This is a genomic window from Haematospirillum jordaniae, from assembly GCF_001611975.1.
Lineage (GTDB): Bacteria > Pseudomonadota > Alphaproteobacteria > Rhodospirillales > Rhodospirillaceae > Haematospirillum > Haematospirillum jordaniae.
In genome coordinates, this window is sequence record NZ_CP014525.1 from 219,609 (window position 1) to 237,500 (window position 17,892).

The following is a 17,892-nucleotide window of genomic DNA, read 5'->3' on the forward strand; positions in this document are numbered from 1 at the left end:
CTGCGGCCATCATCCTTGGCATGAATCACGGAGAGGCCGCGTCATCTGCCCTAGCCACACCCTGTCCTCTTCTTTCAGAAATGCGCTGACATCCCTGAAAATGCGATGGTGATAGGCGTCGATCCATGCACGCTCGTCATCTGTCAGCAAGGAATGGTCAATCAGACGATGATCCAACGGGACCAGGGTCAGGGTTTCAAAACCCAGCATGGTCCGTATAGCATCAGGGGGCTGAGGAAACAGCTCGACAACAACCTGCAACATCTCAATCCGGATCCCGTACGCCCCGTCCTTGTAATAGCCGGGTTCATTGGACAGGATCATGCCGGGACACAGGGGCACAGAGGCAGGAAGCTTGGATATACGCTGCGGTCCCTCATGAACAGACAGATAACTGCCAACACCATGCCCGGTACCATGGTCATAATCCAGACCATCATCCCATAAAAAGCGGCGCGCCAGCACATCCAGCTGACTCCCGGTCGTTCCTTCGGGGAAACGCACAGTGGCCAAGGCAATATGGCCCTTCAGAACCTGGGTATAACGCCGCAGATGCTCTGGCTCAACAACACCACTAACAACAGTCCTGGTCACATCAGTTGTGCCATCTAGGAACTGACCGCCACTATCAACCAGATATAACGGCCCGGATGTCACCGGGACATCTGATTCCCGGGAAACACGGTAATGGCAGATAGCGCCATGATGCCCGGCGGCAGAGATAGTCTCGAAGCTTGGCCCCCGAAAATGCTCCAGATCGCGGCGGAAACCCTGAAGCATCTCTGCAACCTGGTATTCGCCGGGCGCCTCTCCCGCTTGCAGGGTTCGGTCAAGCCAGCCCAAGAAACGAACCATGGCAATGGCATCACGGTGGTGGGCAGCCCTAGCCCCACGCAGCTCAATGCTGTTCTTGCAGGCTCGCGGCAAGGCGCAGGGATCATCGCCCACACACACCACAGCGCCGGAAGAAGAAAGGATATCCGTGATGGCAACGGTACCTGTCTGCCGATCAACACGGACCTTCTTCCCTGACAGCCCACGTAATCCATCGACGAACAAAGCCCTGTCGTGCAAACGTACAGAAACCGGGCTGGCCATATCTGCAAGGTGATCACGCACCTCCGCCGTAACCTTGACCGGATCGATATAAAGATCCATCGTGGCATTGGCGTGAACAAGCGCATAACACAGGACAAGGGGCGTACACGGAACATCACTCCCCCTGATGTTCAAAAGCCAGCACACGCTTTCCGGCACTCCCAGAACGGCAGCATGAACCCCGGATGCCGATAAAAGACCAGCAATCTGCAAGATTTTTTCGCTGGCAGAAACACCGGCATATTTCAGCGGATGCGGGACGGCCGGTGCCTCGGGCAAAGCCGGACGATCGTCCCAAACCACATCGACAGGGTTTGGAACCAGCGGAGCCAGACGCGCCCCAACCCTTTCCAGCACGGAGCGTATTTTCTCAAGAGAACCCGCAGTATGCAACCATGGGTCAAACCCTATGACCTGCCCCGGACGAATATGACTTTCCAGCCACTTTGACGGTGGAAAATCAGTCAGATGGCAATGGCGGTACAAACCACCATCGGTTTCCTCCCGCGCCTGGATTGTATACCGGCCATCGACAAACAGACCGGCCTGATCCGGCAGCACAACAGCAATCCCGGCAGAGCCCGTGAAACCAGTCAACCAGGCAAGACGCTCGCTGGAAGGGGGAACATACTCCCCCTGATATTCATCAGGCCGCGGGACCAGAAACCCATCAACCCCTTGATTCAAAAGAGTCTCACGCAAACGGGCCAAACGACTGGCCTGCTGTTCCCGGTTCATGAATCCTCCCGTTCTATGAAATCAGTTAGCTGAAATTATGTCTGCCAACAGGCAGTATTGGCATACTATCGCACGCCTTTTCCTATGGCTTCACAGAAAAAATGATTCTCTTTCATGAATAGAGAGCTATGCTTTATTGTCAGAACCATGCACAGGATGCATTACTGCATCGCGAAAGAAGCGTATATTGGTCTGCAAGAGTCAGAATTACAGTGTCCTGAGTTTGGAGGCGCCCCAATTGGCAAACGCTTTGCGTCGTCGATGCGGTGCTTGGTACCTGTACGGGGACGGATTTTTCCGAATCCCCCTTGATGTATCGGTTATACAGAATGTCGGTTGTCTTCAGAAACCCCTGCCCGGTCTCGGAGCATTAGCATGAGCGCAAGCACAGTCTTCGGAAGCCTTATCGAGCAGTTCCGCTCTTGGCGCGACCGCACGCGGGAGGCAGATCTCCTCAGGTCCATGAGTGACCGTGAGCTGATGGATCTTGGCCTGTCCCGCGGAGACGTGGAGCAAATTATTGCCGGCACATATCTTGACAGGCGGAAAGTGCAGGCACGTCGCCAGCACCCAGAATCCTGAGGCTGGTCAGCACTCCCGAAGGATGGCAACACGCCTCCTTCAGGACGGGATGTTTGGCTGTGCCTCAAGAACAAGGGTCACCCAAGGATCCAGCTCGATGCGTTCGCGCAGGCACAGGCCAGATGCCCGATAGGCCTCCAGAACCATATTTTCCTGGTTGATCAGGAGCCCGGCCAAGATGACGCGCCCGCCGGGGGCCAGAACCTTGGCCATATCAGAGGCCATCTCACACAGAGGACGCGCCAGAATGTTGGCACAGATCACGTTATAAGGCGCCGGGTCCTGTACACCGGCGTTCGTGAAGCCATCCCCCGGAAAAACGGTCATCAGGTTGGAAACCCCGTTCTTCTCAGCATTAAGATGAGCTACCCGAGTACTTTCCTCATCAATGTCTGTCGCAACAACCGGGATTCCCCAACAGCGCGCCAGCGCCAAGCCAAGAATACCGGAGCCACAGCCCATATCCAGCGCCCGTCCCTGCCCTTGGCTCAGAACCTCCCCGGCAGCAGCCATCCGATCCAGAGCCAACAAGCAACCGTATGTACTTTGGTGCTCACCGGACCCAAAGGCCGTAGAAGCATCAACCTGCAGAGCAATCGTTCCTTCTGGTGGCGGCTCGGCCCAATGGGAGCCATGCACAAAAAAGCGCCCCGCTTGAATCGGAGGAAAAGCCAACAGGTTCTCGGCCAGCCAGTTGCGCGGTGGCTCGTGCTCAACCGTCACTGCGGGCTCTTCAATCCCGGCCGCTTCAGCCGCCAAAGACAAGGACACAGAAACAGCCGGCTTGTCGTATGGGCCATCTGAATAGGCATCAACAACCCATTTCCCGTGATCCGGTCCACCATCTTCTATTTCAAAACACAGAACCGCATCAAAGTATGGCTCAAGCGCAGCTTCATACAGTTCCAGTGCTGTGTGGGGAACAACCAGACGGATACGCCACGTATCCTCAGCTTTCTTGATGGACATGGGAACTTTAGAAATCCAGATGAAGAATGATCCGACCGCTTCTAGCAGACCAGAACAAGAAAGTCATGGCCAACCTTGCCCTAACTAGGCAGGACACGTTGCATATGTGCTTTCAAAATCAGCTGCTACGCGCTGGTCCCGCAAGGGGCGAACCCGGCGAATGGATTCCTCGTACAGGGGATGCTGCTTGTAGGCATCCAAATCTTCAAGGGAATCAAACTCGCAATAGACAACAACATCCATCTCGCGGGACAGCGTATCGCGTTTCGTATTATAGCAAACCTCGAAATTATGAGCCCCGGGAATACCAGCCAAAATCTCCAGCCCTTCCTTGATGGCTGGCAGGTACGCTGGATCCTTGGCGCTGAACAGGACAACGTGGCGAATCACGATCTCGTCTCCGGAAAATACAAAGAATGAAAAAAGACAGGGCAGAGTATCATAATCGAGCGAACCCGCAGGAAAAACATATCCGAACCGGGCATTGGCAAGATCCTGTCAGAAGGGAACATCCCCCCCATCATCGGCCGAGGACGCATTCACAAAACTGGCCAGAACACGCTTGACGCCTGCTTTGTCGAACGCAACCTCCAGCTTGTCTCCATCGACCGAGAGGATTGTCCCCGGCCCAAACTTCTGGTGAAAAACACGATCCCCAAGGGACCAAGCACCAGCAGGTTTTGCCGACGTCGCCCGCGAAGACAATGAGACACCTGCACCAGCCCGGGAAGAAAACGACTGCCGGTAATAACCCATGGACGCCGCACCGGTGTCAGAGCGCTCCTCAACACACTCCTGTGGCAATTCCCCGATAAAGCGCGATGGCAAACACTGTTGCCAATCGCGAAAGATACGGCGCTGCGAGGCATGACTGACGAAAACCCGCCGACGGGCTCTAGTCAACCCGACATAAGCCAACCGACGCTCCTCTTCCAAGGATTGCTGACCACCGTCATCCAAGGCCCGACGATTGGGAAACACGTCTTCCTCCCACCCCGGCAGGAAAACCGTATCGAACTCGAGGCCCTTGGCGGCATGCAGGGTCATCAGCGTCACGCTCTCCCCCGTGCCGGCCTTGCTGTCATTTTCCATAACCAAGGCTACATGCTCCAGAAATTCCTCCAGAGCTTCATAATCCTCCAGCCCACGGACAAACTCCTGCAGGTTCTCCACACGCCCCGGTGCCTCGGGGGTCTTGTCGCGTTTCCACATCTCCATATACCCGGACCCGTCCAGAACCATGGACGCGAGCTCGGATGGAGGCAAGGAAAGCCGCAAGGTCGCCCATTCATCAAGACGGGCGATAAAATCAGCCAGAACCGCCCGGGGACGGGTCTTCATTTCATCGGTTCCAATAACGGAACGGGCTGCATCCAGAAGAGACAGGCTTCCGGCACGGGCTACACGGTGGATCACCTGAAGAGCCCCATCCCCCAAACCACGCTTGGGCGTATTGATAATCCGTTCAAACGCCAAGTCATCCTGTGGCTGGCAGATCAAACGCAGGTAGGCCAAAATATCCCGGATTTCCAGACGCTCGTAGAACCGCAGCCCCCCGACCATCCGGTAGGGGGTTCCTGTCGTGATCAGACGTTCTTCAAATTCACGGGTCTGGAACCCGGCCCGCACCAGTATAGCCATACTGGACAAGGACTCACCGTGCCGGCGCAGATCCTCTACCTGACTGACGACAGTCCGCGCCTCCGCGGAGCCATCCCACACGGCAGACACCACAATCTTCTCACCACGTTCGGTGCTACCTGCCGCGTATAAATCCTTGCCTAGGCGACTGCTGTTATGGCGAATCAAGGCAGAAGCCGCCCCCAGAATAACCGGGGTGGAACGATAATTACGTTCTAGGCGCACAACCATTGCACCGGGAAAATCCTGTTCAAATCTCAGGATATTGCCGACTTCGGCCCCGCGCCACGAGTAGATCGACTGATCATCATCACCAACGCAGCAAATATTACCGTGCCCCTGCGCCAGAAGACGCAGCCACAGGTACTGGGCCACGTTGGTATCCTGATATTCATCAACCAGAATATAGCGGAACTGCTGCTGATAGCCCTGCACGATATCCGGACAAGATCGGAACAGCGACAACACATGCAGCAAAAGATCGCCGAAATCACAGGCATTGAGCTCCATCAGGCGCGCTTGATAGGACCGGTATAAATCCTTCCCTGCCCCACCCGCCAGACTGCCAATCTCAAGAGCAGGGACATCATGGGGCGTCCAGCCGCGATCTTTCCAACGCTGAAGAATGGCCATCACCATGGGAACCGGCCACTTCTTGAGATCAAGACCGGCCTCCAGCATCAAGGCTTTCAGAACCCTCTGCTGATCATCGGTGTCCAGTATGGAAAAGCCACTGCGCAGACCGATCTGCTCCCCATGCCGACGGAGAATCTTCACACACAGGGCGTGGAAAGTCCCCAGCCAGACCTGATCCGCTGTCGGCCCCAGCAGGGCCGACACTCTTTCCCGCATTTCGCGGGCAGCACGGTTGGTAAAGGTGACAGCCATAATCTGCCACGGGCGGGCCAGATGCGTACCCGCAATGTGGGTCAGACGGGCTGTCAACACCCGGGTCTTGCCTGTACCAGCCCCGGACAGGACCAGCAGCGGGCCATCGGTTGTCGTAACCGCCCGCAGCTGCTCGGGGTTAAGGCCGTCAAGCCAAGGTGTTGCAACCGGGCCCCGATCTGCATCAGCAGGGGAGAAGGGAGTGTTGCTGTCATCAGCAAGGTCAAAAGGATCGCTATTCATGCCGGTCACTATAGGTGTTCCTGCTCATTGAAACAGCCCTAAAACACCATCGGGATCATCCTTACTAGACCTTGAAGTACTTGGCTTGGGGATGATGCAGGACAATGGCGCTGGTGGATTGCTCAGGGTGCAGCTGATCCCCTTCACTCATCTCCAGACCCAGGCGGCCTGCACCCAGCAAATCCAGCAGCTTCTCCTGATCGGCCATATTGGGACAGGCCGGATACCCAAAGGAATAGCGGGCACCCCGGTACCCTTGCTTGAGCAAGTCGGCAATATCGCGGGCATCCTCGGCAGCAAATCCCAACTCCGCCCTTATCCGCTTGTGTACGTACTCGGCCATGGCTTCCGCCATTTCCACCGAAAGGCCATGCAGGTACAAATAATCTTGATATCGGTTTTCCGAAAACCAGTGTCGCGCCACATCAGATACATGGCTGCCCATCGTAACAACCTGTAGAGCGACGACATCGCAAGGGCCGCCTGCATCAAGCTCCCGAACAAAATCAGCCAGACACAGCCCCCCCTTGAAACGCTGGCGCGGAAATGTAAACCGAGCTGCCTCGCGCAGGCCATCTTCGTGGAACAAGATAACAGTGTCCCCTTCACTACCTGCCTTCCAGTACCCGTAGGCTGCCTTGGGGTGCAAGATAGTCTCGGCATTACAGATATCAAGCATCCTTTGCAGGATGGGACGCACCTCGTCTCTAGTCCATGCCCGCCATTCCGCGCGGTCCCGCCCCTGTTTACGGAATCCCCACTGAAACTGATACAACATCACTTCATTCAAATAGGGTACAAGAGCCTTGATCGGCACCTGCTCCACCAGCGCCGCCCCCCAGAAAGGCGGTACTGGCAAGGTAGACATTGCAGCCAGTTCCTGCCGACGCAGGGAGACTTCGTTCCAGTCAACCGGCCGTTCCGCCATTGTATGCACAGCGACTTTTTCTGTCTCTGCAGCCGGGTGAATAGATCGCGAAGGCCGCCCTGCCCGCTTGGCCCTAGCAGCCTCCACATGCTCTGCAAAGCGCCCCTCCACCACCTTGGCCATCAGATCCAGGCCATCAAAAGCATCCCGCGCATAGGCTACCAGCCCATTATTCCCGTTGGCGGCATAAGCGTCGGAACAGTCTGTTTCCACAAACGCCCGTGTCAAGGCTGCCCCACCCAGCATAACCGGGATGGACAGTCCCTGCCGGGCCATTTCTTCCAGATTTTCTTTCATGATCACTGTTGATTTGACCAGCAGGCCAGACATGCCGATGGCATCCGCATGATGCGCGCGGGCAGCCTCAATAATGGCCGAAACCGGCTGCTTGATGCCAAGGTTGATGACCCGGTATCCATTGTTGGTCAGGATGATATCAACCAGATTCTTGCCGATATCGTGCACGTCACCCTTCACGGTAGCCAGCACCAGTGTTCCCCTAGCCTGGCCATCCGTCTTTTCCATAAAGGGCTCCAGCCATGATACCGCAGCTTTCATGGTCTCGGCAGATTGCAAGACAAACGGCAACTGCATTTGACCAGCCCCGAACAATTCGCCGACCTCCTTCATGCCATCGAGAAGATAGATATTGATGATGTCCAAGGGCGGATGAGCCTTCATCGCCTCTTCCAGATCCACCTCCAACCCCTGACGATCCCCGTCGATAATACGCTGGCGCAGCCGTTCCTCCACGGTTGTGGCCACAACCATCTTTGGGCCGGACACACCCTCCCGGTCACGGAACAGGGCAATAAAAGCATGCAGGGGATCATAGCCCGGGGCACGGCGGTCAAAGATCAAGTCTTCCGCGCACTTGACCTCTTCCGGAGCCAGTTTGTGCAACGGCATGATCTTGGACACGTGCACAATGGCCCCGGTCATGCCACGCTTGACCGCATGGTGCAGGAAAACCGAATTCAGGACCTGCCGAGCCAATGGCTTCAGGCCAAAAGAGATGTTGGAAAGCCCGAGAATAATCTGGCATTCCGGCAGGACACGGGCAATTTCCTCTATGGCATCCAGGGTCTCCATCCCCAGGCGCCGGTCATCATCATTTCCGGTACAAATGGTAAATGTCAGGGGATCAAACATCAGATCAGAGGCTGGCAACCCGTGGTGCGTACAGGCAAAGTCATACAAGCGTCTGGCAATCCTGACCTTGCCGGCACAATCTTTTGCCATGCCGTCCTCATCAATGGTCAGGGCAATCACCGAGGCACCAAACCGGCGGGCCAGCCGCACCCGGTCTGCTGCATGCCCCTCTCCATCCTCGAAGTTGATGGAATTGATAACGGCCTTGCCGCCATACAACTTCAACGCCGCTTCAATCACCGGGGTTTCCGTGGAATCAATCACCAAGGGCGCGTTGACAGTCCCTCGCATCCGGCTGACAACCGCCAACATGTCTGCTGTTTCATTGCGCCCGACAAACGCTGTGCAGACATCCAAGGTATTGGATCCCTCCCGCACCTGTTCACGGCCCATGGCCACTGCACCGTCCCAGTCCTCTACCTCCTGGAGCTGGCGGAACTTCTTGGATCCATTGGCGTTGCAGCGCTCTCCGATCGACAGGAATGCATTTTCCTGACGCAGATCAACCCGGCTGTAAAGCGAGGCAACAGCCGGCACCCAATGGAACTGCCGACGGACAGGAGCAGGACGCAGCGACGCATCGCCCATACGCCGCAACATGGTATCAACGGCCATGGTATGCGCTGGCGTTGATCCACAACAGGACCCAACAATATTGACACCGTCTTCCCTGATGAAACGTTCATGCCAGCTGGCTAGTTCCGGCGGTGTCAGGGGATAGAACGTCTTCCCGTCCCTCAACTCGGGAAGGCCGGCATTGGGCTGCAACGATATGCATCCCGGCCAATTCTCTGACAGCCAGCGCACATGCTCTGCCATTTCCGCAGGCCCCGTCGCACAGTTCAGGCCCAGACAGTCAACCTCCAAGGCATGAGCCACCGTTGCAGCCGCACCAATATCGGTTCCGACAAGAAGGGTACCCGTAGTTTCAACGGTCACCTGCAGCAAAATTGGTATGTAGCGCCCCGCATCCTCCCGCGCTGCCTTGACCCCATTTACGGCGGCCTTGAACTGAAGGGGGTCCTGACATGTTTCAATCAACACCGCATCACAGCCACCGGCAATCAAGCCACGGGCCTGCACGGTATAGGCTGTTTCCAGACTGTCGTAATCAATATGCCCAAGGCTTGGAAGCTTTGTACCAGGCCCAATACCCCCAAGGACAAAGCGGTCGCGCCCGTCACCGGCAAACTGTTCCGCAGCCTCACGAGCTATCTCAACCGCCCTTCTGTTTATTTCTTCTGCCCGGTCCTGAAGATCAAACTCTGCCAAGGTTACAGGACTGGCACCAAAGGTATTGGACTGCACCATGTCCGCACCGGCAGCAAAGTACCGTTCGTGGATTGAGCGCACCACGTCGGGACGCGTCAGGTTCAGAACCTCGGTACAATTCTCCCGGCCATCGTAGTCATCTTCTACAGTCAAGGGCATAGCTTGAACCAAGCTACCCATTGCCCCGTCACACAGTAGAACGCGCTCTTCAAGGGCATTCAGGAAAGTACTCATTGGCACATCATGCTCCGGCAAACAGGATCAGGGGGAAGAAAAAGCAGGGGGCCGGACACCCAAAGTGTGGCAAATCGCAAAAACAAGATCGGCCCGGTTCAGGGTGTAGAAATGGAAATGACGAACACCGTCACGCTGCAATTCCTCGCACAGTTCGATCGCTGTTGTTGCGGCAACCAGCTCCCGCGTGCGGGGGTCTTCATCCAGTCCCTCGAACCGATCCCGCAGCCAGGCCGGAATGGATGTGCCACAGGCACGGGAAAACTTCACCACTTGGGAGAAATTGGTAACCGGGAGAATGCCTGGAACAATAGGGACAGAAATACCGGCTGACCTAGCCCGGTCAACAAAACGCCGGTACGTATCAGCATCGAAGAAGTACTGGGTAATGGCCCGGGTTGCACCGGCATCAATCTTGCGGCGCAAATTCTCCAGATCATCACGAGCTGAACGTGCCGCCGGATGGACTTCGGGATAGGCCGCAACGGAAATTTCAAAGTCCGCAATCCGTCGCAACCCAGCGACCAGATCAACAGCAAAAGGATACCCGCCCGGATGAGGCACATACTCCACAGATCCCTCCGGGGGATCCCCACGCAGGGCAACAATATGCCGGATACCGGCATCGCGGTAATCACGGGCAACAGCATCAATGTCGTCCCGGGTGGCCTGCACGCAGGTCAAGTGTGCCGCAGCCGGAACACCCCACTCTTTCTGAAGGCGGATTACGGTATCGTGTGTGCGTTCACGGGTTGATCCCCCAGCCCCATAGGTTACCGAAACAAACAATGGCGCCAAAGGAGCCAGTCGCTTGACGCAAGCCCAAAGGCTCTCCTGCATTTTTTCCGTTTTTGGCGGAAAAAACTCAAAACTGACCTGAAGCGCACGCTGTACGGAAGCCGTATTCGGATCTGTTGCCGTATGCATTCCCACTATACCCCACCCTGTATTACTCAGACAAAGAACAAGCCTCGGCACCTAGTCGTTCTGCCAACCAGATCATAACCGTTAACATTCCGGGTTCTCTTTCCGTCCCGGAAAGAGACACAGACCGTACTGGCTCCAACCCTGCAGCGATAAGCCAAGCGTGGATCTCATGATCCGCGAAGCCCAATCTTAGGTGGTTATGATCACAACACAACTTCTCATGATCATGGGGGGCAAAATCAACAAGCACCAGACGCCCCCCCGGACGCAGAACACGCGCGGATTCGGCAATAACAGCAGATGGAGAGTCTGCGTAATGGAGAACCTGATGAACAGTGACCAGATCAGCCGCATCATCAGGAAATGGAAGGGCATACATATCACCCAGACGTACCGTACAGTGGCGCAAGGCCTCATCCGCCTCCAGAGCACTGCGCGCCAAGGCCAGCATTTCCCGACTAAGGTCAAGACCAACAGCTCTCCGGGCATGGCGACCCAGTAAGCCCAGAATACGGCCAGTTCCGGTTCCCACATCAATCATGTCGGCAAAGGGCTTCTGCAGAGCTATCTCAAGCAAAGTACGCTCGATCTCGGCTTCATCAACATGCAGGGCACGAATTGCATTCCATTCCCTAGCATTGGCACTGAAGTACGCTTCTGCAATACGCCGCCGTTCATCACGCAGTTGATCCAAGCGCACACGGTCAGCCATCAGGACGCTATCCGAGGAAGGCAGTAAAGCAATAATCTGTGCGGCCAACTGCGCACCAACCCCATCTGGAGCCAAACGACAGAAAACACGGCTCCCCTCGCGAAAGCGTTCCAGAAGACCGCTGTCACATAATATTTTCAAATGACGGGAAATACGGGGCTGACTTTGACCAAGAATCCGGCAGAGATCGGAGACTGTTCGTTCACCATAAGTACAGAGCACCAACAGACGAAGCCGGGTTTCCTCTCCCGCAGCCCTTAATCCAGCCAGAACATGCTCCATCTTCCGGTCATCCCGCAGAAACAAAACAGGACATAAGGATATATTTATATATGTATGTGTCCAGCCTCTCGTATTTGTCTACAAGGGATTACAGTTGCGTGTGTCCGCACCGGCACGCTGTATTCCATATCTGTACAACTGACCCAATGTGGCTGGCTTTTTCGGGGGCCATGTGGTACCGCTGTGCAAGTATAGAGTGCCATTGCGAGGCTGTTCACGGGCACATAACGACGGACTTCTATTATACCGTGTCGGGGTATAGCCAGCCTACGGCCTCGCATCCAACAAACAAGTAGAGTTAAAGGCCTAGATTCGGCAATGTTGCACAGAGAGAATAAACCGGGGATGCATTGATGAGAACTGAGCTTTTCCCACGCATGAGGATATTTCTCGCCATTGCCTCCGTTGCTTTCATGTCGGCCTGCGCAACGCATTCCGATGAAGATGCCAACGATCCGATTGAGCCTGTCAACAGGGCTGTACACGGTTTCAACAAGGCCGTTGATACCGTCGTGATACGGCCTGTTGCCTGGACCTACCGCGAAGTTATACCCGACCCGGTACAGGAAAGAATCGGCAACGGACTGCGCAACCTGAAAAGCCCGGTGATTCTGGCCAATGATCTGATGCAGGGAGAGTTTGACAACGCATGGGTAACGTTTATGCGCCTGCTGATCAACTCCACATGGGGTCTGGCAGGCCTGCACGATGTCGCCGGCGAAATGGGCTTCACCTATCATAATGAGGATTTTGGCCAAACCTTGGCCGTTGCGGGTGTGGAAGAAGGTCCTTATCTGGTTCTGCCCATTCTTGGCCCTTCCAATCCACGTGATACGGTTGGCCTTGTTGTTGACTGGATCTTGGATCCCTTCCGGCTCTATACGACAGCCAAAAACGTGGAAGAAGCCAACTACGTCAGAACCGGCTTGCAGCTGATCGACACGCGCGCTGGACTGATCGACGTCTTGGATGATGTGGAAAAGACGTCTCTGGATACGTACGTGTCCTACAGGACACTGTATCGCCAAAGACGTGCAGCAGAAATCAAGAACCAGACGCTTGGTCATGAAGTGGACGGGGAGGCATTTGACTTCAATGATACACCAGAGCAGAACACCCCCGCACCCAAGTAAAATTGATACGTAGAACTCACAGAGCAACACAGAACACATGACACCAAGAATACCCTTTACTATCTCCGTCTTTGGCCTTTTCCTTGCGATCGGCCTCCTATTCTCACAGGCTCAGGCTGCCCCGGACCTCGAAGGCGCTAAGAAAGTCGTACAGAAAATTGCCGACACCGGAATCAGCGAAGTTATAGGGGCTGACGTCTCCTATGACGAAAAAATAGAACGGTTCCGGAAATTATTCGACACATGGTTTGATATGCCGGCAGTATCCCGTTTCGTTCTGGGACGTTTCTGGCGCACAGCCCCTGAAGAAGAACAAAAACGCTTCATCGAGCAATTCAGGGAACTAAACATCTATACGTGGGCGCAACGCTTCAACGAATACAATGGCCAGAAACTGGTTGTTACCACGGCTACGGCCGATGGGGACGGCGGGGCTTTTGTTGAAAGCCAGATCGAAAGAGAGGCTGCAAAGCCCATGGTCGTTCTGTGGCGCCTTCGTCTGCGCGGATCAGAATGGAAAGTAGTTGATCTCAGCATCGAAGGTGTTTCCATGGCCATCACGTTCCGGTCTGAATACGCAGCCAAGCTTTCGGAACCCGGGGCAAGCGTAGCATCCCTGAATGCACTGATTGCTGCACAGAGCCGCCAACTCTCAAGTCAAACACGTCGCTAGAATTACAAGGATCTTTGTGGAGACACCCTACTTCATAAAGATCCTTAATAGCATTTCCCCAATACACCTATCGGGGATAAAAGAAGGTAGCGCGAGCTCTTCTAAAAGAAGTCATATACAACCAATAAAAATAATAACATAGATTATGCACCATAATTAATAAAGTAATTACAAAAATACATCGACTCCACTTTTTGCTTATGTTTATCCATGACAGACATACATATTTATTCATTTTTTGCTGATGCCGTATTGTATATGCATTTCACATGACTTTAGAGCCAAAAAGCTACCCCAAAAGAGCTGGAGGATGCCGCTTCTGGATTGACCAAAATACTTATTACAATATTGGGGGCTGTCGGAATTTATTTGCAGGTGCCGCTCCCCCCTCCACAGGAGGCGTGGGGTGCATACGAGCACGTCTACATGAATCTTTCTCTTGTTATGTGGGTCCCTAGGTCTTCCTTTACTTTGGTATCTCAATAAAATCCAAAGAATAGAGGACCGCCGATGAGGCGAAGCTGAAGCTGATGGAACTTCAGCTGAGTGGTCAGCTTGAAGAGATCACACAACAGCAATCTGTGAATCGTGCTGAGGCTGGATCTAGTAGTTTGTTTGTATCGGGTTGGCGCCCTGCGATTGGCTGGATTCTAGCGGCCTCGATTGCCTATCAATACTTGGTGCGTCCGTTTTTGATTGGCTTCAACGTGTCGCCCAATCTTCCTGGTCTTGACGAGATGTTGTGGGAGTTGATGTTCGGGATGGTTGGCGTCAGCAGTCTTCACACATTTGAGAGAATGAACATGCCGAAATAGGGTTTTCTGGGTGCGGTATTTTGTGGCTGCATGGAGTATTTCGTGCAGCTTTTTTTGTTCTGAATACAGAAAGGCCGTCTCGTATGAGACGGCCTTTCTCGTTTGCATGTAGAGAAGCAAGCGTTTATTTTTTTGATTTGAGAGATGAGAAGACCTGGCGGCGTCCTACTCTCCCGTGCCTTGAGGCAAAGTACCATTGGCGCAGCTGTTTTTCACGGCCGAGTTCGGGAAGGGATCGGGTGTTTTTCCAGCGCCATGACCACCAGGTCATCACATCTCACAAATCTGGACTAGTTTTATGTATGAACGGTGTGTTTCGTGCATTTGAGTGGTTTTACCACTGCGCACGGGCTCTAAAGCCTATCGAGCGATTAGTACCGGTTAGCTTCACGTGTTGCCACGCTTTCACACCCGGCCTATTGACGTGGTGGTCTTCCACGGCTCTCAAGGGATACCTTGTTTTGAGGATGGTTTCCCGCTTAGATGCATTCAGCGGTTATCCAATCCGTACATAGCTACCCAGCGGTGCTCCTGGCGGAACAACTGGTACACCAGAGGTACGTCCATCCCGGTCCTCTCGTACTAGGGACAGCTCCTCTCAAGTATCCTACACCCACGGCAGATAGGGACCGAACTGTCTCACGACGTTCTAAACCCAGCTCACGTACCTCTTTAAATGGCGAACAGCCATACCCTTGGGACCTGCTCCAGCCCCAGGATGAGATGAGCCGACATCGAGGTGCCAAACACTTCCGTCGATGTGGACTCTTGGGAAGTATCAGCCTGTTATCCCCGGCGTACCTTTTATCCGTTGAGCGATGGCCCTTCCACGAGGGACCACCGGATCACTAGAACCGACTTTCGTCTCTGCTCCACCCGTCGGTGTCGCAGTCAGGCTGGCTTTTGCTCTTGCACTCGTCGAGCGATTTCCGACCGCTCTGAGCCAACCATTGCGCGCCTCCGTTACTCTTTGGGAGGCGACCGCCCCAGTCAAACTACCCGCCACACAGGGTCCCGGTCCCGGCTTACGGGACGCGGTTAGACATCAAATACGGGAAGGGCGGTATTTCAAGGGTGGCTCCGCCTGGGCTGGCGCCCTGGTTTCATAGCCTCCCGCCTATCCTACACATCCAATATCTGATGCCACTGTGAAGCTGTAGTAAAGGTGCACGGGGTCTTTCCGTCTGACCGCGGGAACTCCGCATCTTCACGGAGAGTTCAATTTCGCTGAGTCGATGTTGGAGACAGCGGGGAAGTCGTTACGCCATTCGTGCAGGTCGGAACTTACCCGACAAGGAATTTCGCTACCTTAGGACCGTTATAGTTACGGCCGCCGTTTACCGGGGCTTCAATTCGGAGCTTGCACCCCTCCTCTTGACCTTCCGGCACCGGGCAGGCGTCAGACCCTATACGTCGTCTTGCGACTTCGCAGAGCCCTGTGTTTTTAATAAACAGTCGCCACCCCCTAGTCTGTGCCCCTCACCTGTGGTTGCCCACGGGCGAGGCTCTCTTATTCCGAAGTTACGAGAGTAATTTGCCTAGTTCCTTCAACATCGTTCTCTCAAGCGCCTTGGTATACTCTACCAGTCCACCTGTGTCGGTTTCGGGTACGGTCATTGTTGGTGGTGTTATTTCCTGGCCCGTCTTCACCGCTGCTTCAATCCGATAAGGAGCAACGATTTACGACGGGCGTCACATCCACCTGGCCCACGAATATTAGCGTGGTTCCCATCGACTACGCCTTTCGGCCTCGCCTTAGGGGCCGGCTTACCCTGCGCGGATTAGCCTTGCGCAGGAACCCTTGGACTTACGGCGACAGGGTTTCTCACCCTGTTTGTCGCTACTCATGTCAGCATTCTCACTTCCGATACCTCCAGCAAACCTCACAGTTTGCCTTCACCGGCTTACGGAACGCTCCGCTACCGCTTGTCATAGACAAGCCCGCAGCTTCGGTGCATGGCTTTAGCCCCGGTACATCTTCGGCGCAGGACAGCTTAATTAGACCAGTGAGCTGTTACGCTTTCTTTAAAGGATGGCTGCTTCTAAGCCAACCTCCTGGTTGTTTTGGCCGTCCCACATCCTTTCCCACTTAGCCATGACTTGGGGACCTTAGCTGGCGGTCTGGGCTGTTTCCCTTTTGACGATGGACCTTAGCACCCACCGTCTGTCTGCCGGACAGTACTCGCCGGTATTCGGAGTTTGGTTCGAGTTGGTAAGGCTCGCGCCCCCCGTCCCGATCCAGTGCTCTACCCCCGGCGGTATAGATCCGACGCGCTACCTAAATAGCTTTCGCGGAGAACCAGCTATTTCCAGGTTTGATTGGCCTTTCACCCCTAGCCACAGTTCATCCCCGTCTTTTTCAACAGACGTGGGTTCGGTCCTCCAGTGGGTGTTACTCCACCTTCAACCTGACCATGGCTAGATCACCTGGTTTCGGGTCTACCGCATCGAACTGAACGCCCTGTTCAGACTCGCTTTCGCTTCGCCTACACCTGCCGGCTTAAGCTTGCTCGATACGGTAAGTCGCTGACCCATTATACAAAAGGTACGCCGTCACGGACATTCCCGAAGGAATTCCGCTCCGACTGCTTGTAGGCATCCGGTTTCAGGAACTGTTTCACTCCCCTCGTTGGGGTGCTTTTCACCTTTCCCTCACGGTACTGGTTCACTATCGGTCACTGGAGAGTACTTAGCCTTGGAGGGTGGTCCCCCCATGTTCAGACAGGATTTCACGTGTCCCGCCTTACTCGAGGACTACAGTGTTTTTTACCCGTACGGGGCTGTCACCCGCTCTGGCACGCCTTTCCAGACGTTTCCGGTTGTTTCACTGCAGCCACTGGGCTGGTCCGCGTTCGCTCGCCACTACTTGCGGAGTCTCGGTTGATTTCCTTTCCTCCGGCTACTTAGATGTTTCAGTTCGCCGGGTTCGCTTCCACACCCTATGAATTCAGGTGTGGATACCACAGATGCGGTGGGTTTCCCCATTCGGACATTTCCGGATCAAAGATTGCTCCCATCTCCCCGGAACTTTTCGCAGGGTGCCACGTCCTTCATCGCCTTCCAGTGCCAAGGCATCCACCAGATGCCCTTGTCACGCTTGAGAGCCCATGCGCAGGGAAAAAACCACTGCACACGGAACACAGCATTCATACATTATGCGTTGAACATGCAGTCCTTCATGGCATCGCCATCCGGGCTTCCGGACGGCACGTGCCGGTCTGCAATCCAACGCGGTCACTAGACCCTTTAATTGCTTGCTTCTTTACAATGAATAACAACGAGACGGTATCGGGGCATGGCCCCGAACGGATTTCCCTGCAGTCAGTGCGGCGCGGTGGTGGAGGCTATCGGGATCGAACCGATGACCTATAGCTTGCAAAGCTATCGCTCTCCCAGCTGAGCTAAGCCCCCTGGGCCGCGGGTGTGCCTGGGCATCGGTGGTGGGCCTGGCTGGACTCGAACCAGCGACCTTACGCTTATCAGGCGTACGCTCTAACCACCTGAGCTACAGGCCCGAGCCTGTGCACCGGCGTGTACCATGTATGGTACGGTCTGACTGCGGAAGGGATACGAGGACGACCGTATCGGGTGCACCTTTCGGTGCG

The 17,892-nt window shown here is 54.9% G+C and carries 10 protein-coding genes, 2 tRNA genes, 2 rRNA genes and 1 pseudogene; 4 read left to right on the forward strand and 11 right to left on the reverse strand.

Annotation, left to right across the window (positions count from 1 at the left end; all coding sequences use genetic code 11):
• Nucleotides 1-9 precede the first annotated feature (9 nt).
• Complete coding sequence (locus AY555_RS01140; RefSeq protein WP_066132311.1) at nt 10-1,836, reverse strand: aminopeptidase P family protein; 1,827 nt, start codon at nt 1,834-1,836, stop codon at nt 10-12.
• 375 nt (nt 1,837-2,211) lie between these two features.
• Between AY555_RS01140 and AY555_RS01145 the strand changes: the two genes are divergently transcribed.
• Nucleotides 2,212-2,418 carry a DUF1127 domain-containing protein gene (locus tag AY555_RS01145; RefSeq protein WP_066132315.1) on the forward strand — a complete coding sequence of 69 codons (207 nt, stop codon included), beginning with the start codon at nt 2,212-2,214 and terminating at the stop codon, nt 2,416-2,418.
• Nucleotides 2,419-2,457: 39 nt separating this feature from the next.
• Here the strand turns inward: AY555_RS01145 and AY555_RS01150 are convergent, their stop codons facing one another.
• From AY555_RS01150 to AY555_RS01175, 6 genes are all read right to left on the reverse strand, one after another.
• Nucleotides 2,458-3,387, reverse strand: a complete 930-nt coding sequence (locus AY555_RS01150) for a 50S ribosomal protein L11 methyltransferase (protein ID WP_066132318.1) — start codon at nt 3,385-3,387, stop codon at nt 2,458-2,460.
• Between the two features lie 84 nt (nt 3,388-3,471).
• Nucleotides 3,472-3,777, reverse strand: a complete 306-nt coding sequence (locus AY555_RS01155) for a Dabb family protein (protein ID WP_066132320.1) — start codon at nt 3,775-3,777, stop codon at nt 3,472-3,474.
• 108 nt (nt 3,778-3,885) lie between these two features.
• Nucleotides 3,886-6,159: an ATP-dependent helicase gene (locus tag AY555_RS01160; RefSeq protein ID WP_066136327.1), complete on the reverse strand. Its 2,274-nt coding sequence runs from the start codon at nt 6,157-6,159 to the stop codon at nt 3,886-3,888.
• Between the two features lie 64 nt (nt 6,160-6,223).
• Nucleotides 6,224-9,745 carry a methionine synthase gene (metH, locus tag AY555_RS01165; protein WP_066132324.1) on the reverse strand — a complete coding sequence of 1,174 codons (3,522 nt, stop codon included), beginning with the start codon at nt 9,743-9,745 and terminating at the stop codon, nt 6,224-6,226.
• A gap of 27 nt (nt 9,746-9,772) precedes the next feature.
• Nucleotides 9,773-10,672, reverse strand: coding sequence for a methylenetetrahydrofolate reductase (gene metF / locus AY555_RS01170; RefSeq protein ID WP_066132327.1), 900 nt, complete (start codon nt 10,670-10,672; stop codon nt 9,773-9,775).
• A gap of 22 nt (nt 10,673-10,694) precedes the next feature.
• On the reverse strand, nt 10,695-11,666 hold the full coding sequence (locus tag AY555_RS01175) for an ArsR/SmtB family transcription factor (RefSeq protein WP_066132333.1): 972 nt from the start codon (nt 11,664-11,666) through the stop codon (nt 10,695-10,697).
• 353 nt (nt 11,667-12,019) lie between these two features.
• Between AY555_RS01175 and AY555_RS01180 the strand changes: the two genes are divergently transcribed.
• From AY555_RS01180 to AY555_RS01190, 3 genes and pseudogenes are all read left to right on the forward strand, one after another.
• Nucleotides 12,020-12,799: an MlaA family lipoprotein gene (locus AY555_RS01180; protein ID WP_066132336.1), complete on the forward strand. Its 780-nt coding sequence runs from the start codon at nt 12,020-12,022 to the stop codon at nt 12,797-12,799.
• 37 nt (nt 12,800-12,836) lie between these two features.
• On the forward strand, nt 12,837-13,472 hold the full coding sequence (locus AY555_RS01185) for an MlaC/ttg2D family ABC transporter substrate-binding protein (RefSeq protein ID WP_066132339.1): 636 nt from the start codon (nt 12,837-12,839) through the stop codon (nt 13,470-13,472).
• 518 nt (nt 13,473-13,990) lie between these two features.
• Nucleotides 13,991-14,287: pseudogene (locus AY555_RS01190) on the forward strand (3TM-type holin); the annotation flags it as partial.
• A 152-nt stretch (nt 14,288-14,439) separates the two neighbouring features.
• On the opposite strand, the gene rrf reads toward AY555_RS01190, so the two are convergent.
• From rrf to AY555_RS01210, 4 genes are all read right to left on the reverse strand, one after another.
• Nucleotides 14,440-14,554: ribosomal RNA gene (gene rrf, locus AY555_RS01195) — 5S ribosomal RNA — on the reverse strand.
• Between the two features lie 83 nt (nt 14,555-14,637).
• Nucleotides 14,638-17,390, reverse strand: a 23S ribosomal RNA gene (locus AY555_RS01200).
• A 232-nt stretch (nt 17,391-17,622) separates the two neighbouring features.
• Nucleotides 17,623-17,698, reverse strand: a tRNA-Ala gene (locus tag AY555_RS01205).
• Nucleotides 17,699-17,725: 27 nt separating this feature from the next.
• Nucleotides 17,726-17,802 (reverse strand) — tRNA-Ile (locus tag AY555_RS01210).
• Nucleotides 17,803-17,892 lie beyond the last annotated feature (90 nt).

Bases quoted from the DNA above. Each gene is read 5' to 3' on its own strand.
- metF (WP_066132327.1), bottom strand. From the start codon at position 10,672: ATGCATACGGCAACAGATCCGAATACGGCTTCCGTACAGCGTGCGCTT.
- AY555_RS01160 (WP_066136327.1), bottom strand. From the start codon at position 6,159: ATGAATAGCGATCCTTTTGACCTTGCTGATGACAGCAACACTCCCTTC.
- AY555_RS01145 (WP_066132315.1), top strand. From the start codon at position 2,212: ATGAGCGCAAGCACAGTCTTCGGAAGCCTTATCGAGCAGTTCCGCTCT.
- metH (WP_066132324.1), bottom strand. From the start codon at position 9,745: ATGAGTACTTTCCTGAATGCCCTTGAAGAGCGCGTTCTACTGTGTGAC.
- AY555_RS01180 (WP_066132336.1), top strand. From the start codon at position 12,020: ATGAGAACTGAGCTTTTCCCACGCATGAGGATATTTCTCGCCATTGCC.
- AY555_RS01185 (WP_066132339.1), top strand. From the start codon at position 12,837: ATGACACCAAGAATACCCTTTACTATCTCCGTCTTTGGCCTTTTCCTT.
- AY555_RS01150 (WP_066132318.1), bottom strand. From the start codon at position 3,387: ATGTCCATCAAGAAAGCTGAGGATACGTGGCGTATCCGTCTGGTTGTT.
- AY555_RS01175 (WP_066132333.1), bottom strand. From the start codon at position 11,666: ATGGAGCATGTTCTGGCTGGATTAAGGGCTGCGGGAGAGGAAACCCGG.
- AY555_RS01140 (WP_066132311.1), bottom strand. From the start codon at position 1,836: ATGAACCGGGAACAGCAGGCCAGTCGTTTGGCCCGTTTGCGTGAGACT.